The 14,300-nt window shown below is 65.6% G+C and carries 12 protein-coding genes; 6 read left to right on the top strand and 6 right to left on the bottom strand.

Annotated elements, in window-relative coordinates; translation table 11 throughout:
* The 4 genes from FOE78_RS03925 to FOE78_RS24530 are packed head-to-tail and all read left to right on the top strand — an operon-like array spanning position 1 to position 3,546.
* Positions 1–1,053, top strand: a complete 1,053-nt coding sequence (locus FOE78_RS03925) for a glycosyltransferase family 2 protein (RefSeq protein ID WP_143985157.1) — start codon at positions 1–3, stop codon at positions 1,051–1,053.
* Entirely contained in the window at positions 1,050–1,952 is a 903-nt protein-coding gene (locus FOE78_RS03920; protein ID WP_143985156.1) for a sulfotransferase domain-containing protein, read from the top strand. The genes FOE78_RS03925 and FOE78_RS03920 overlap by 4 nt, the downstream gene beginning before the upstream one ends.
* Positions 1,949–2,842: a phosphotransferase gene (locus tag FOE78_RS03915; protein WP_143985155.1), complete on the top strand. Its 894-nt coding sequence runs from the start codon at positions 1,949–1,951 to the stop codon at positions 2,840–2,842. Before FOE78_RS03920 ends, FOE78_RS03915 begins: the two co-directional genes overlap by 4 nt.
* Complete coding sequence (locus FOE78_RS24530; RefSeq protein WP_143985154.1) at positions 2,839–3,546, top strand: acyltransferase; 708 nt, start codon at positions 2,839–2,841, stop codon at positions 3,544–3,546. The genes FOE78_RS03915 and FOE78_RS24530 overlap by 4 nt, the downstream gene beginning before the upstream one ends.
* Positions 3,547–3,589: 43 nt before the next feature.
* On the opposite strand, the gene FOE78_RS03905 is transcribed toward FOE78_RS24530, so the two are convergent.
* The 3 genes from FOE78_RS03905 to FOE78_RS03895 all read right to left on the bottom strand — a co-directional run bounded on the left by FOE78_RS03905 (position 3,590) and on the right by FOE78_RS03895 (position 7,663).
* Positions 3,590–5,071, bottom strand: coding sequence for a glycoside hydrolase family 6 protein (locus FOE78_RS03905; RefSeq protein ID WP_168207363.1), 1,482 nt, complete (start codon positions 5,069–5,071; stop codon positions 3,590–3,592).
* A 275-nt stretch (positions 5,072–5,346) separates the two neighbouring features.
* Complete coding sequence (locus FOE78_RS03900) at positions 5,347–6,750, bottom strand: glycoside hydrolase family 6 protein (protein WP_168207362.1); 1,404 nt, start codon at positions 6,748–6,750, stop codon at positions 5,347–5,349.
* Positions 6,751–7,246: 496 nt separating this feature from the next.
* Positions 7,247–7,663 carry a DUF4352 domain-containing protein gene (locus tag FOE78_RS03895; protein WP_143985151.1) on the bottom strand — a complete coding sequence of 139 codons (417 nt, stop codon included), beginning with the start codon at positions 7,661–7,663 and terminating at the stop codon, positions 7,247–7,249.
* Between FOE78_RS03895 and FOE78_RS03890 the strand changes: the two genes are divergently transcribed.
* A complete protein-coding gene (locus FOE78_RS03890) occupies positions 7,653–7,916 on the top strand; it encodes a hypothetical protein (protein ID WP_143985150.1) in 264 nt (87 codons plus the stop codon). The genes FOE78_RS03895 and FOE78_RS03890 overlap by 11 nt on opposite strands.
* A 167-nt stretch (positions 7,917–8,083) precedes the next feature.
* Here FOE78_RS03890 and FOE78_RS24525 read toward each other — a convergent pair whose 3' ends face one another.
* The 3 genes from FOE78_RS24525 to FOE78_RS23755 all read right to left on the bottom strand — a co-directional run bounded on the left by FOE78_RS24525 (position 8,084) and on the right by FOE78_RS23755 (position 13,890).
* On the bottom strand, positions 8,084–12,547 hold the full coding sequence (locus FOE78_RS24525) for a PKD domain-containing protein (protein ID WP_143985149.1): 4,464 nt from the start codon (positions 12,545–12,547) through the stop codon (positions 8,084–8,086).
* A 132-nt stretch (positions 12,548–12,679) separates the two neighbouring features.
* On the bottom strand, positions 12,680–13,252 hold the full coding sequence (locus tag FOE78_RS23760; protein WP_210414793.1) for an MFS transporter: 573 nt from the start codon (positions 13,250–13,252) through the stop codon (positions 12,680–12,682).
* A complete protein-coding gene (locus FOE78_RS23755; protein WP_210414792.1) occupies positions 13,243–13,890 on the bottom strand; it encodes an MFS transporter in 648 nt (215 codons plus the stop codon). Before FOE78_RS23755 ends, FOE78_RS23760 begins: the two co-directional genes overlap by 10 nt.
* A gap of 54 nt (positions 13,891–13,944) precedes the next feature.
* On the opposite strand from FOE78_RS23755, the gene FOE78_RS03875 reads away from it, so the two are divergent.
* On the top strand, positions 13,945–14,271 hold the full coding sequence (locus FOE78_RS03875) for an ArsR/SmtB family transcription factor (protein WP_143985148.1): 327 nt from the start codon (positions 13,945–13,947) through the stop codon (positions 14,269–14,271).
* Positions 14,272–14,300 lie beyond the last annotated feature (29 nt).

The raw sequence follows: 14,300 nt of genomic DNA, 5'->3' as shown, positions 1-14,300 counted from the left end.
ATGACATCGGACGATCCGGGACCGGACCAGGTCGAGCGAGTCGTCATCGCCGTGTTGACCTATCGCCGTCCGGTCGATCTTCAGTCCCTGCTGCCGCAGTTGGTGGATCAGATACGCTCCGTCCGCTCCACGACCAGGACAGCCAGCATCATGATCGTGGACAACGATCCCGATCGCAGCGCCGAATCCATCGTCGCCGCCGCAGCCGTCGAGCACGACGACGTCAGCATCGACTACAAGCCCGAGCCGACGCCGGGCATCTCGGCGGCACGCAATCGCGCCCTGGACGCGGCTGCTGCCTTCGACGTTCTCGTCTTCATCGACGATGACGAACGGCCGACCGACCGATGGCTGGCGCTGCTGCTGGAGGCTCGCAGTCGCTATGGTGCTCAGGTCGTCCAGGGTCCGGTGCGATCCGAGTTCGAAGCTCCGTTGGATCCGTGGATCGAACAAGGCGGCTTCTTTGCTCGGCGTCGGATGCCGACCGGCACGCCGCTGGACGTCGCGGTGACCAACAACCTGCTCTTGGAGCTCGAGCCGGTCCGCCGGCTGCGGCTTCGATTTGATCTTGCGTTGGGCACGACGGGCGGTGAGGACACCCTCTTCACCAGGGTTTTGCATCGCGCCGGTGTCCCGATGGTGTGGTGCAACGAGGCATTCGTGGTGGACATCGTTCCGGCGCATCGGGCGACCCGGCGCTGGGTCAGCCAGCGAGCGATCAGCACCGGCAACAGCACGTCACTGGTGGCGCTCAAACTCTCCGGGACGACTCCTGCACGGCTCGCGACGCGCGCGCGACTGTCCGTACGCGGTGGCGCCCGACTGATCGGCGGCGGGCTGCGCATCGGCGCGTCCCAGATTGCCCGATCCGAAGCAGGCAAGGCCCGAGGGGCCCGAACAGCGCTGCGTGGATTCGGCATGACACTCGGTGCGCTCGGCTTCGCCTATCACGAATACTCGCGCGACGGCCGCCGAATCACCTTGCAGACCAAGGATCCTGGTCAGTCAGCGGCAAGCATGCCGCCCCAGCAGCTGGTAGGTGAGCGATCATGATCAAGTCGGTGAAGACGATCGGCCGGCGTGGAGTGATCAACGCCGGCCGAACCGCGATCCGCGGCTTCGGTATGGCGACCGCGACTTGGCGTCCCGACCCGGACTTCCTGTTGATCGGCGCCAAGCGGGGCGGTTCGACCTCGTTCTACTTCGACCTGATCACGCATCCGCAGGTCGCACTGCTCTTCCCTCGGCCGGATCGGCTGCCGAAGGCCGCGGCGACGAAGGGGATCCACTACTTCGACAGCAACTACTACCGCAGCCGACGGTGGTACGCGTCCCATCTGCCCTCGGCCCGGGCGCGGCAACACCAGACGCGGCAAGCGGGCGGACCGGTCGTCACCGGCGAGGGATCTCCGTACTATCTGACGCATCCGGCAGCCGCCGAGCGCGTTGCTCGTGATCTTGCTTCGGTCAAGTTGCTCGCCGTGCTGCGGGATCCGGTGTTGCGGACGCACAGCCACTGGAAGGAACGCGTCCGCGAGGGCCAGGAGTCACTGCCTTTCCTGGACGCGGTCGAGCAGGAGTCGTCCCGGGTCGGCAACGACGCGGAGCGGCTGCGGCAGGATCCACACTTCTACAGCTATCCCCACGAGCAACAGTCGTATCTGGAACAGAGCCGCTACGGCGCCGCGCTCGAGCGCTGGTTCGAACATTTTCCAAGATCATCTTTCTTGTTGATCAAGAGTGAGGACTACTACGCCGATCCCGGGTCCTCCTTGAACCAGGCCGCCGAATTCCTCGGCATCGAGCCGGGACGCTTCGGCCATGGTGAACCACAGAACGCGGCCCCCGGCAGCCCGCTCGACGACGACACCCGTCTGCAGGTCGAAGCGCTGCTGCGCGACGACGCGAAGCGGCTGCGCGAGCTGACCGGTCTCACCTGGGACTGGGTATGAGTTCCGCGCCCGCAGTGTGGTTTCCTCCCGGTCGGGAGGTTGTGCTGATCCCGAGAAACAATCGTGAATGCGCGAAGAGAGGTCTCACGCTCTATACCGCATCGAGTCGTCGGATCCTCGGCGCACAATGGGCTGCCTGGGCTTGGATTCAAACTCTCGGACCTCGAACGCTCCCCGGACGGACTGCACGCATCGACATCCCCGAGACGGCCGAGATCTCGAAAGCACTGGGATTTGGCCGGGACGGCCTTCATTCGGTTGCCGCCTTCAAACGCCGGGATGGTCGAAGCGGGGAGACCTACGTCGCGGTCGGATCGGCCGGCTCCTTGCTGATCAAGATCAGAAGGACGGGTGAGTCCCTCGCGTTGGAGCAGGAACTCCTTGCCGCAGTTCAGCGACAGTCGCCACTCGCGTTCAGTGCGCCCCGCCCCGTTGACATCGGCAGTCTGGCCGACGGGAGAAGCTGGTCCGCCCAGGAAATGGTGTTTGCCGCTCCGCACCGTCCTTCGATGCGCTTGTCCGAGGGCTTCGAGAGCCAGCTGTTGGCAGTCCTGCGATCACACCCCGGCCTGATCGAGCGGGTGCATCCCGATTGGGTGCCCGCACATGGAGACCTGAGCCCATGGAACCTGAGAGTCGATCATCGTGGCAAGCTCTGGCTGTTCGACTGGGAGGATGCGACGGTTGCGCCACCCGGCGCCGACCGGGCCTACTTTGAAGCCGCAACGGGTGTCATCAATCGCAGGCGACCGATGGACAGAGTCGATCCAGTTGCAGCGGCGTACTGGGCGGATCGCATTCGCCATCGTCTGGCCACGGGCCACCCTCAATGGCAGAACGAGATCATGCTCGCGCGACTGGAGTCGGTATCTGGAGGTCATAAGTCATGAGTCGATCGACTGCTGTGCTCAACTCCTTGGCAACCAAGGTCAAGGGTTCGTCGTACATGATCGATGCTCGAATCCCTATCACCGGGCTGACACGAATTGCCGCCGAGCGTGCGGCGATGCGGACTCGCGCGATCGCGATTTTCGGCAGGCGAGGTGCTACGGCTTTCGTCGGACAGGGCGCACGGGTCTGGACCCGCGGCCAGGTCCGGTTCGGCCCAGGCACCACCTTTGGGCACGGATCGCTGGTCGATGCCATGTCGACCGACGGCGTGACGTTCGGACGGAACGTCTCGGTCGGCCGCAACACCCGGATCGAGTGCACCGGCAACCTCCAACAGCTCGGGCGCGGGATCACGGTTGGCGACAACGTCGGTCTGGGCACCGACTGCCTGTACGGCTGCGCCGGCGGAATCGAGATCGGCGATGACTGCTTGGTCGGAAACTACGTCACCTTTCACTCGGAGAACCACGTAGCCGATCGGCGAGACATTCCGATTCGGCTTCAGGGCGTACGACACGCCGGGATCCGTGTGGGGAAAGACTGCTGGATCGGCGCCAAGGCAACGGTGCTGGACGGCGCGAACATAGGCGACGGTTGCGTGATCGCAGCCGGTGCCGTCGTCACGGCAGGGGACTATGCCCCGTACGGCATCTACGGAGGCGTTCCGGCCCGTCTGCTCCGATATCGAGACGACACCGGGTAGCCGCGAGGCGGACGCCACTGTCCGCGCGTTGATCGGAGGCGGCTCAGGGCAGCGCCCTGCGGCTGATGATCTTGTGATCGAGGGCCCGCTGGGCCAGTCCGAGCGCGTAGGAGCCGAACCACTGGCCGGATGCCGGGTCGCCACTGTGGCAGGAGCCGTCGGACTCACCCGGCGGCTTCACCCATAAGTAGGCGTCCACATTCGAGTTGGCGGTGTGGATCGTGGGCCGAGTGCCGAGTGCGCGACCCGGCGGATTGCACCAGCCCGGCGCGCCACCGTTCGAGCTCGCGCGGCCGAGTCCGCCCCTGGAGGTGTCGATCACGAAGTGCTTCTTCATGCCCAGTGCCTTGATGATCGAGTTGCCGTACTTGATCTCGCTCGATGTGGTGTCGAAGCTCGATACGTTGACGGCAAACCCGCGGGCGTCGGCGATGCCCGACTTCTTCAGCACGGCCGCGACGTCGCTTGCGCCGAGACCGGAGCTGCCGGCGTGCAGATAGGTCCAGGTGTTCGCGGAGGTCAGCGTGGTCATCGCGTACTTCAGCATCGAATACCGATCGGCCCTTTGGCTACTGGACAGGCAACCCATCCCGATAGCGTCCGGTTCAACGATGATCACGGCCTTGCGCCCGGCCAACCCTCTACGCACCGAATCTATCCAGCCCTTGTACCGGCTGACCGTGTTGAGTCCGCCGGCGGCGTACCCGCCGCAGTCGCGATTGGGGATCGCATAGAGCACGAGTTGTGGTGTTCGGTGTGCTGCCGCGGCCCGGTCCATGATCTTGTCCACCCGGACCTGATCATCGGTGCGTCCGCCCAGCCAGATCGACGTCTCGGTCGACGCGATCTGGTACAACAGCGCCTTGTTGGTCCTGTTCGTCTGTTTGCTGTACGCGTTCCACGCCTGAGTCGACTTGTTCAGGTAGGCCGGCCACTCGTACGGTCCCGAACTCGGGCGTGAGCCGGCCGTCTTCACCGCGGCCTGCGATGCAGCAGTCTTGTTAGTCGTCGACGTGGCCACCTTCGCGGTGGCGGGCTTCGCGTTGCTCGCCTTCGGCGATGTCGCCCCGGCTGTGGTCTTCGGTGCCGAAGGCTTCGCAGAGGCCGCGTAGAAGGCGACATTCTCGTAGCGCCAGCCCGCCGACTTCAGGTCCTTCTGCTCCGAGGCAGTCGTGGCGTAGCGGCGGACGCCGTCCTTGACATAACGGTGGACGGCCGTGAGACAGGCTCCTCCGGACATCGAGGCGTAGAAGTCCGTGCCTTGATCGCGGTAACCGAACTCGGCGGTGGCGTTCTGGACTTCCTTGCTGGACTTGGTCCAGATGAAGTCGTGGGAGCGACTGTTGTACAGCCGGTGGACGGCGATCAGGCCGTCGGCAGGGGGGTTGCGGCTGACCTTGAACGGAGTGCCGCGGCTCTTCGTGAAGCCGTACTGAGCCTTGGCTTTGGTCGATTCGTTCTTCCAGGTTGTCAGCAATGTCGCGCCGGTCTGCGGATTCGTCGATTCGTAGACCGATGCGGACATGGACCGACAGCGCTGATTTGCTGGCGCGGTCTGTTCGGCCGACGCTGCGGTCGTGCTGATGGCTATCGCAGCCATCAGTGGAGCAACCGCAGCGAATGCGATGGGCGCGCGAGCCGATCCGGGGGAGATCGTCATGGCGTGTGCTCCTTGGAGGCGGAGCAAGGTAGTTCCTTGCCCCGAAGGGGGACTCCTTGTGGGATTAAAGCCCGTCTGCGGGGGCACTGGCAAGGCTCGCGACACGCCGGTCCGCCACGATCGGCGGACCGGCGACGCGTTCACGGCAGGCTTCGGCGGCTGATGATCTTGTTGTCGAGCGCTCGCTGGGACAACCCGAGAGCGTAGGAGGAGAACCACTGACCGGACGCCGGATCGCCGGAATGGCACGATCCGTCGGAGTCGCCCGGCGCCTTGATCCACAGGTACGCGTCGACGTTCGGGTCGGCCGTATCGGTGGTCGGTCGCTCACCGAGTGCGCGGCCGGGCGGGTTGCACCAGCCCGGCGCACCGCCGTTGTCCCCGCTGTAACGTCCGAGCCCGTTGCGCGAGGTGTCGATGACGAAGTGCGTCTTGAGGCCGAGCGCCTTGATGATCGAGTTGCCGTAGGCGATTTCGTTGGCGGTCGAGTCGAAGCTGGACACGTTGACCGCGAAGCCTCGAGCATCGGCAATGCCCGCCTTCTTCAGTACGGCAGCGACGTCGCTCGCGCCGAGGCCCGAGCTGCCGGCATGCAGATAGGTCCAGGTGTTCGCCGAGCTCAGCGTCGTCATCGCGTACTTGAGCATGGTGTAGCGGTCGGCCTGCTGGCTGCTGGACAGGCAGCCCATGCCGATGGCGTCCGGCTCGACAATGATCACGGCCTTGCGCCCGGCGATCCCCTTGCGGACCTCGTCGATCCAGTTCTCGTACTGGCTGACGGTGCTCAGTCCACCGGCGGAGTAGCTGCCGCAGTCCCGATTCGGGATTGCGTACAGAACGAACTGCGGCGTCTGATGCGCGGCCGCGGCTTCGTCCATGATCTTGTCCACCCGGGCCTGATCGTCGGATCGGCCGCCCAGCCAGATGGAGGTCGGCGTGGACGCGATCTGGTAGATCAGTCCCTTGTTCGTCGTGTTCGTCTCATTCGTGTACGCGTTCCACGCCTGGGTGGACTTGTTCAGGTAGGCGGGCCACTCGTACGGTCCGGAGCTCGGCTGGCCGGTGGAGTCGACCGGTGGCGCTGCCGGTTCTGTGGTGCTGTCGCCCGCGGTCGAGGTGTTGGTCGCCGCGTAGAAGGCGATGCTCTCGTAGGTCCAGCCGTTGTTGGCCAGTGCCTGCCGCTGGGCAGGGGTGCTCGCATACTGGCGGACACCGTTCTTGACGTAGCGGTCGACCGCGGTCAGACAGGACCCGCCGGAGACCGACGCGTAGAAGTCCACACCCTGGTCGACGTAGCCGTACTTGGTGGTGGCCGACGTGACCTCGGTGGTCGACTTCGTCCACAGGAAGTCGTGCGACGCGTTGTTGTAAAGGCGATGTACGGCGACCAGTCCGTCGGCCGCAGACGTACTGGCACTGAACGGAGTTCCCAGACTGTTGGTGAATCCGTACTTCGCCTTCGCCTGCTCTGACTCATTCGACGAGGTCGTGAGCAGCGTCGCGTCGGACGTGGGATTGGTCGATTCGTACACCGGAGAGGTCATCGACTGACATCGCTGGCCTGAACTCGCTGACTCGTCTGCCGCCGCCCACGATGTGTGGACGAGGGTGCTCGCGACAATTGCCGCCACGCCTGCGAAGCTCAGAACCGCACGCGATCCGGGGGAGATCGTCATGAGTGGGCTCCTGGTAGAAGGCTGGTGGACGGTCCACGAGCCGTACCTTGCGGCGGGATTGAAACCCGGCGGAGGCCACGTTGGCAAGATCAACATTTACCTAACCGTGATCATCGGCGGCACCTCGAATTCGTAGGCCGCCTATCGGCAGGGTGGAAAACAGAGCACCGGCCGCCACCGCGCCGACAGCCTGACCGTGTCCGGGATTCCTTGCTGACTAGGTCATCGCGTCCGTCGGCCGGACGTACTGCAAACGGATGACCAAGGGGCAAGCGCTAGGGAAAACCTGAGATGTCAAAGATTGACGCAATGCGTCAAGGTGCTGTCCAGATGGCGAGACGCGCCGCGGCTGTACCGCCGGCCGTCAGCCGACGTCTCCGTGAAAGACCACGACCTGCTGGTCGGCGTTGACGGTGACGTCGATGTCGACGGGGTCGCGACGATTCTTCGGCACGATGAACACGTACGTCGCGGTCGCAGACTCACCCGGCGCGAGCTCGTTCGGGAACGTGGTGGCGGGGTCGGTGGTGATGGCGGTGGCCGGATCCCCGGCGGAGTCCGTCAGGGTCACCACGGCGGCATTCAGGTCGAGCGGCTGCGCAGCCTGGTTGTCGATCCGGAGCCCGAGGACCACCGAGTCACCTGATCGTTGCCCGGGCAGCTTCGCCGTGACGAAACGATGCCCGATCGAGGTGATCCGGACGGTGATCTGGTTGTTGACCTTTGCGGTGCCGTTGCCGACCGGGACCGCCGAAGCAGTACGTACCGTCTTGGACTTCACGGTTGTCTTGATGCTGCCTTTGCTCGGCTTCTGGGCCGGCTCCGAGGCGCTGCCGGAGGCTGCCGAGGTCGCCCCTGTCTTCGATGATTTGGCACTTGGTGACTTGGGACTCGGTGATTTTGCGCTCGGCGATTTGGCGCTCGGCGACGTCTTCCGCGGCGACGCACTCGTCGGGCTGGACGGCTTCGCCGAGGACGACGCGGATTCGGACGGTGACGCAGCCGGGCTCGACTGCCCCGCACCCGGCGTGTGAGTCGGCGGCGTTGCCTGGCTGTTGTCGGCACAACCGGCCAGGAAAGCCAGCAGAACCACCGGCACACAGACCACGGCCCAGGCCCGCGTCCGGAGCCCCCGAGTCCGGGCACTCCGGATCCGGGAGGCAGTTTGCGTGGTGATCGAGGCTCGCATCATCACCGACTCCTACTGGGTGCCGTCGGTCGACGTGACGACCATGTCGTCGAGGCTGACCGTCACCGGGCCGTTGCTGGCGGCACTGGACAGATAGCAGGCGACGCCCACCGCTCCTGGCGACTGCAGCGCCGCCGTACTGTCGGTCACACTCAGCTGCGGGTTCGCGGGTTTGGTCGTCCCGTCCTTCCACACCGTGGCAGCCAGTGTGGTGGGCGATGCCCCGGTCATCGACGCGTCCAGGTGCAGCACGTCGCCGGCCGCATAGGTCACGCCCGGGACGTTGATTTCCTGAATGATCGTCTCGGAGTTGCTGACGGTACGAGCCGCGACCAGATGTACGACGCCGTTGGCGAGGTAACGGACCTTGATCGAGTAGTACGTGTTGCCGATCTTGCGTCCGATCACTCCGACGTTGGCGCCGCCACCGGCGACCACCTTGTCGGCGCTCATGTCGATGCTGAAGTTGAAGTCGGCGGCGCTGACGTCGTTCAGCGTTGCTATTGCCGCCGTCCCGGCAGTCAGCTTCACGTCCCCGGTCTCGCCGTTGGTGCTGAACGCTCCCCCGCCGGCCGGGTAGGTCCAGGCGCCGCCGTCGTCGGCCGTCCCCCACCGGGTGGTGTCGCGGTTGAAGTCATCCTTGGCGATGACGTCTGGCCCGGTTGGAGGCGCGGTGACCGTCACCGTCTTGGTGGCCGAGTCGGTGGCACCGTCGTTGTCGGTGACGGTCAACTTCACCGTGTAGTCACCAGCAGCCGCGTAGGTGTGCGAGGCGGTCTTACCCGTGTCGGTAGCACCGTCACCGAAGTCCCACGCATAAGAGCTGATCGTGCCGTCCGGATCCGAACTGCCGGAGCCGTCCACACTGACCTTGAGATCGTCCGTCGTGGTGGTGAATGCCGCGGTCGGCTTCTGGTTGACCGGCACCGCGACGGTCACCGTCTTGGTGGTCGAGTCGGTCGCGCCGTCGTTGTCGGTCACGGTCAGCTTCACCGTGTAGTCACCGGCCGCCGCATAGGTGTGCGTTGCCGTCTTGCCGGTGTCGGTAGCGCCGTCACCGAAATCCCACGCATAGGAACTGATCGTGCCGTCCGGATCGGAGCTGGCCGACGCATCGACGCTGACCTTCAGCCCGTCCGTGGTGGGGGTGAAGGCGGCGACCGGCTTCTGGTTGGCCTTGACGGTCACGTCGTGCTTGACCACGTCGGTCTTGCCTTGATTATCGGTGACGGTCAGCGCGACGGTGTACGTGCCGTCGGCGGAGTAGCTGTGACTCGGCTTGGCGTCGGTGCTGGTGCTGCCGTCGCCGAAGTCCCAGGCGTAGCCGGCGATGCTTCCGTCGGGGTCAGCGCTGCCTGACCCGTCGAAGGTGCAGTCGCGTTCGGTGCACGACGACGTGAACGCGGCGGTCGGCGCCTTGTTGATCACCGCGGCCGGCGAGGCGGCGTAGTGATCGTCGACGTCGGCCTGGCTGAGCACGGTCGGATAGACGGCCACCTCGTCGATGCTGCCGGCGAAGAAGTTGCTGTCACCGGACCAGACCGTGTCACCGCCGACGCGCCAGTAGCCGGCGTAGCTTTGCGCCTGGGTCTGGCTGTTCGTACCGACCAGTTGATCATCGACATAGAGCTTCATGCCGTCAGATCCCTGCGTGGCAACGAGATAATGCCACTTTCCGTCGTTGTAGCTGTCGGCCGAGGTTGCCGTGTTCGTGGTTCCGGTGTACGTGCCGAAGGTGAGCTGCCCGGAGTTCTCCATGTAGACGTGTCGGTCGTAATTGCTCGACGTCCCGGACTGCTTGTCCCCGAAGCCGATCAGCTTGCCGCCGTGCGTGGTCGTGGTGTTGAACCACAGCTCCAATGAGTACGTGGTCGGGTTGGTGAACTGGTTCGCCGAGGCGATCGTTCCGCTCGAACCGTCGAAGGTCACACCTGTCCCGTTGGCCGTCACCGGGCTCGACGAGCGATAGCTGATCCCGCCGGACGCGACGCCGGGCTGCAGGTTCGTACCGGCATCGGCGATCGTCGGTCCCGATGCGTCGTCGAGCCGCCAGTAGAGCGTCGGATTGTCGTTGTAGACGGCCTTGCCGTAGGCGTCGGACGGCTGGGCCGGGATGTTCAGCGTACCGCCGGCCTCGGTGTAGTGATCACGAATCTGCGTCGCCGTCAGCGCGGTCGGATAGATCGCGGTGTCGTCGATCTGGCCACTGAAGTTGGTGGACGAACCCGTGTTCGGCCAGCCGCCGAGGTTGTCGCCGCCGAGCCGCCAATACCCGGTGTAGTCCTGGGCAGACGTCGTGCTGGCATCGACGCCGCGGCGCACCCCGTCGACCCAAAGCTCCATGCCCGCCGACGACAGCGAGGCCACGATGTGGTGCCACTGCCCGTCGTTGTAGGTGCCCGACGTGGTCACGGTCCGGACCGCACCCGGGTAGACGCCAAAGGTGATGTGGCCGGCGTTGTCCATGTAGATGTGCCGGTCGTAGGACGAACTCGTGCTGCCGACCGGGGAGCCGCCGAAGCCGAGAATCTTCCCGCCCTGAGTCGTGGTTGTCTTGATCCAGGTCTCCGCGCTGAAGGTTTGCGGCCCGCTGACCGCGGTTTGGGTGCCGGCGTTGGCGGATCCGTTGAAGGCGGCCGCGTTGTCGGTTCCGTTGATGGCGCCCGGAGTGACTGAGGTGATCCCGGCCTGCGCGGTCATCGAGCTGCCGCCGGCGAGGTCGCTCAGCGTGCTCTGTCCGGCATCGTCGAGCGGCCAATAGTTACTGGCGCCGTCGTTGAGGACGTCCTTGCTGTAGTCGGAGATCGAGCCGGCGGCCATGGTCGCGCCGACCCAATCGCTCTGGGTGCCGTTGCCGGACGGGTCGGAGACGATGATCCGATAGTTGTACGACTGTCCGGGCTGGGCCGTCTTGTCGACGAACGAGACGGTCGGCCGCGTCCACCAGGTCGAGTTGTAGGTGACGGTCTGCAGCGGCGCGCCCGTACCCTTGTCCTGCCGAATGACCTTGTAGGTCAGGGCCATGTCGTCGGGGTCCCAGTTGAGCTTCCAGTTGATCCGGACTCCGTAACCGGGGATCGCCGAGACGGTGGGATTGGTGGTGCCGCCGAGATCCTTCACGCCCACTTTGTTCGGGGCGATCGAGGAGATGGCGAACCGGACAAGTCCCTGCTGTGCCTTGCCGCCCGCGGTCGGGAACTCGCCACCCGCCGCCAGGTACTGAGAGTTTCCGGTCAGGCTCCACACGGCCTGGTGGGCGCCCGAGACGTTGGCGGTGGTGAAGTCCGGGAAGTAGTCGATGATCGACGGCGACGGCTGGCCGGCGAAGTTGCCGTAACCGGCGCCGCCCTCTCCGTTGGGCAACACGGTACCGGTGGCGTCCTTGGTGAACGCGACGATGTGCTTCTCGATCCGCGGGTTGAACTCCGGATAGCCGCCGATGTTGCTGCAGAAGTGCTGGTGACCGGCCCCGTACACGATGTTGTTGACGCTGAAGGCGGAATACGTGTCGCCGTGGCAGTCGGCCAGCCACTTGATGCTGCCGTCGGTGTTCATGGCGAACTCGCCCTCGAAGTTGCCGTCGCCGAAGTTGTAGCTGGTGCCGTAGATGGTGTCGTTGTCGGCACTGAGGCTGTACGTGCCGGCCTGGGCCGCGCCGTTCTGCACCACCGAGTTGACCGGCCAGGAGACCGGTACTCCGGTGGAGGCGCTCACTGCGGCGACACCGATGTTGGGGACTCCGCTGATGTTCTGGAACGCCCCGCCGATGACGACCTTCGAACCGTCCGGCGTCATCACCATGCTGGTGATGTCGGCGTTGGCGGTCGGCGCCCAGGTCAGCAGGGCTCCGTTGCTGGCTTGGAATGCCGCCAGCCGAGTGCGGCCGTTGCCGTTGGCCGTGCTGAACCAACCACCGACGTAGACAGTGTCGTTGGTGGCAGCAATCGCCGTCACGGTTGAGTTCAGCGACGGCGCAAAGCTGCTGATCAGCGCACCGGTCGCGGTGTTGAATGCGGCGATCCGATAGCGGGTCTGACCGCCGATGGTGGTGAAGCTGCCGCCGACGTAGAGCCGAGACCCGTCCGGTGAGACGGTCAGGGCCTTGACCACGGCGTTCGGCGCAGGATTGAAGCCGGTGTTCAGCTGGCCGGTGGTGATGTCGTAGGCCAGCAGGTTGGGCCGCGACGTCTGGTTGGTGCCTGCGGCTGCGCCGGCCGGCCGAGCGTAGCTGAAGCTGCCACCGGCGTAGACGGTGTTGCCGTGGATCGCCTGGGTCCAAACGATGCCGTTGTTGTCGATCTGCACGGTCGGCAACACGTCGGCGGTCACGGCATTCGCCGGCCGCGGCACGACCGGACTCACCGCCGCGTGCGCGGACGGAGCAGTCAAGCCGGCGAAGAAGATTGCTCCAGCGAGTGCGGTGAAGAACGCCGCAGAACCGGCGATGACGCGGCGAAGCCGCAAGCTCTTGCTCATAAGATTGCTCCCCCAAACAATCTTCACGGACCACCCCCGCGGTCCGGCGGGATGAGTATAAGCACGTCCGAGGACCGCGTGCGATGGTTCGCGAGCACTCGGTCGTTTTTCACAGCTGGGACGACGGTTGCCTCATCGGGCCGTGGGCGCGCCGGAGCGCCGACCCGGCCGCGTTTGCCGCTCCGGGGCGGTTCGCCGGATGAACAACAACGCCGCCGCGGCGAGGACGGCGGCCACCACCGGAAGCCAGCCGACGCCGACGGTCCGGATCGAGAGGCCGCCGATGGCCGAGCCGGCGGCAATGCCGAGGTAGATCGCCGACCCGTTCAGGCCGAGCGCGGTGGTGGCGGAGTCGCCGGCGACGGCGAAGAGTCGGTGTTGCTGCGGGACGACGTCGGCGCCGGCGAGACCGCCCAGCACCAGCAGGATGATCAACAACAACCACGGGTTGTGCCGGGCGGCGGGCAAGATCAGGAAAGACAGTACCGATCCGGCGAGCGCGATGGACACCACCGGCAACGCGCCACGGGTGTCGATCAATCGGCCGGCGACCTGATTCCCGATCACCTGACCGCCACCGTTGATCACCATCGCGATCGCCAGCAGTGAACCGGTGACCACCGGCGCCGCCACCACCGGCAGGTACGACGTCACCGCGAAGGTGGGCAGCAGGATCAGCGCGGTACCGATCAAGATCACCAGCACCCGGGCTGCCCGAGCACCCGAATCCGTTGCTGCAGCGCGACCGCGGGCATCCGCACCGCCGGCAACAACGGGACGACCAGCGCAGAAATCGCCGCCAGTGCGGCGATCAGCCAGATCGAGGTACGCCAGCCCAGCGACTGACCGACCAGCACACCGAACGGTGTGCCGAGCACCGTCGACACCGTGCTGCCGGTGCTGATCGTCGCCAGCGCCCGGCCTCGCTTGCCGTCCTCGGCCAGCAGCCCGGCCACGGCGTACGCGTTCGCCTGAAACCCGGCCGCACCGATCGCGGCCAACACCCGTCCGGCGGCGACCATCGGGAAAGTCGTACCGAGTGCCTGCGCCGAGATTCCGAGCAGAAAGATGATCATGCCGCCGACGAGCACCGTCCGGCGCTCGAGCCGGCCGGTGAGCGTGGCGATCAGCGGCGACGCGATCGCATAGGTGATCGCGAAGATCGTGGTCAACTGGCCGGCGGTCGGCACCGAGACCCGAAGATCGGCGGCCACTTGGGGCAGCAGGCCGGACAGCACCATGCTGTCCATCCCGAGGGTGAACGTACCGATCGCCAGCAGCGCCAACTTGGCCGTGCCGACCCTCCCGGTCCCGCGATTGTTCGATAGTTGTCGAATCGTCACATCGACGACGGTACGAGTATTGTTCGATGACTGTCAATGTGTTTCGGAGAAAAGATGGCGCGCACACTTCCCCAACCGACCACCGACTCGATCGATCTGAGCACCGTGCTGGCCGCGCTGGCCGATCCGGTGCGACTGGAGATCGCCCGGACGCTCCGACGACAGACCGAGCCCGTCAACTGCAGCGGCGTTGCCGAGGCGTCGGGGGTTGAGGTGAGCGCGCCGACCATCTCCCACCACTGGAAGGTGCTGCGCGACTCCGGCGTCACCTCGACCGAGGTGGTCGGTCGGACCCGAATCATTCAGCTGCGTACCGAGGATTTGGAGGAACGCTTCCCGGGGCTGCTGGCTGCGATCCTGGATGCGCCCGCGCGCCCCTGACCACGCCGCAGCGTCGATCGGCTCCGGTC

Source organism: Microlunatus elymi, from assembly GCF_007362775.1.
Lineage (GTDB): Bacteria > Actinomycetota > Actinomycetes > Propionibacteriales > Propionibacteriaceae > Microlunatus > Microlunatus elymi.
Note: the sequence above shows the minus strand (reverse complement) of the source record. Positions and strands in the feature narration are given on the sequence as shown.

What these genes read in the sequence shown, in the direction of transcription:
- FOE78_RS03925 (WP_143985157.1), top strand. Translation starts at nt 1, where the DNA reads ATGACATCGGACGATCCGGGACCGGACCAGGTCGAGCGAGTCGTCATC.
- FOE78_RS03920 (WP_143985156.1), top strand. Translation starts at nt 1,050, where the DNA reads ATGATCAAGTCGGTGAAGACGATCGGCCGGCGTGGAGTGATCAACGCC.
- FOE78_RS03915 (WP_143985155.1), top strand. Translation starts at nt 1,949, where the DNA reads ATGAGTTCCGCGCCCGCAGTGTGGTTTCCTCCCGGTCGGGAGGTTGTG.
- FOE78_RS24530 (WP_143985154.1), top strand. Translation starts at nt 2,839, where the DNA reads ATGAGTCGATCGACTGCTGTGCTCAACTCCTTGGCAACCAAGGTCAAG.
- FOE78_RS03905 (WP_168207363.1), bottom strand. Translation starts at nt 5,071, where the DNA reads ATGTCCGCATCGGTCTACGAATCGACGAATCCGCAGACCGGCGCGACA.
- FOE78_RS03900 (WP_168207362.1), bottom strand. Translation starts at nt 6,750, where the DNA reads ATGACCTCTCCGGTGTACGAATCGACCAATCCCACGTCCGACGCGACG.
- FOE78_RS24525 (WP_143985149.1), bottom strand. Translation starts at nt 12,547, where the DNA reads ATGAGCAAGAGCTTGCGGCTTCGCCGCGTCATCGCCGGTTCTGCGGCG.
- FOE78_RS03875 (WP_143985148.1), top strand. Translation starts at nt 13,945, where the DNA reads ATGGCGCGCACACTTCCCCAACCGACCACCGACTCGATCGATCTGAGC.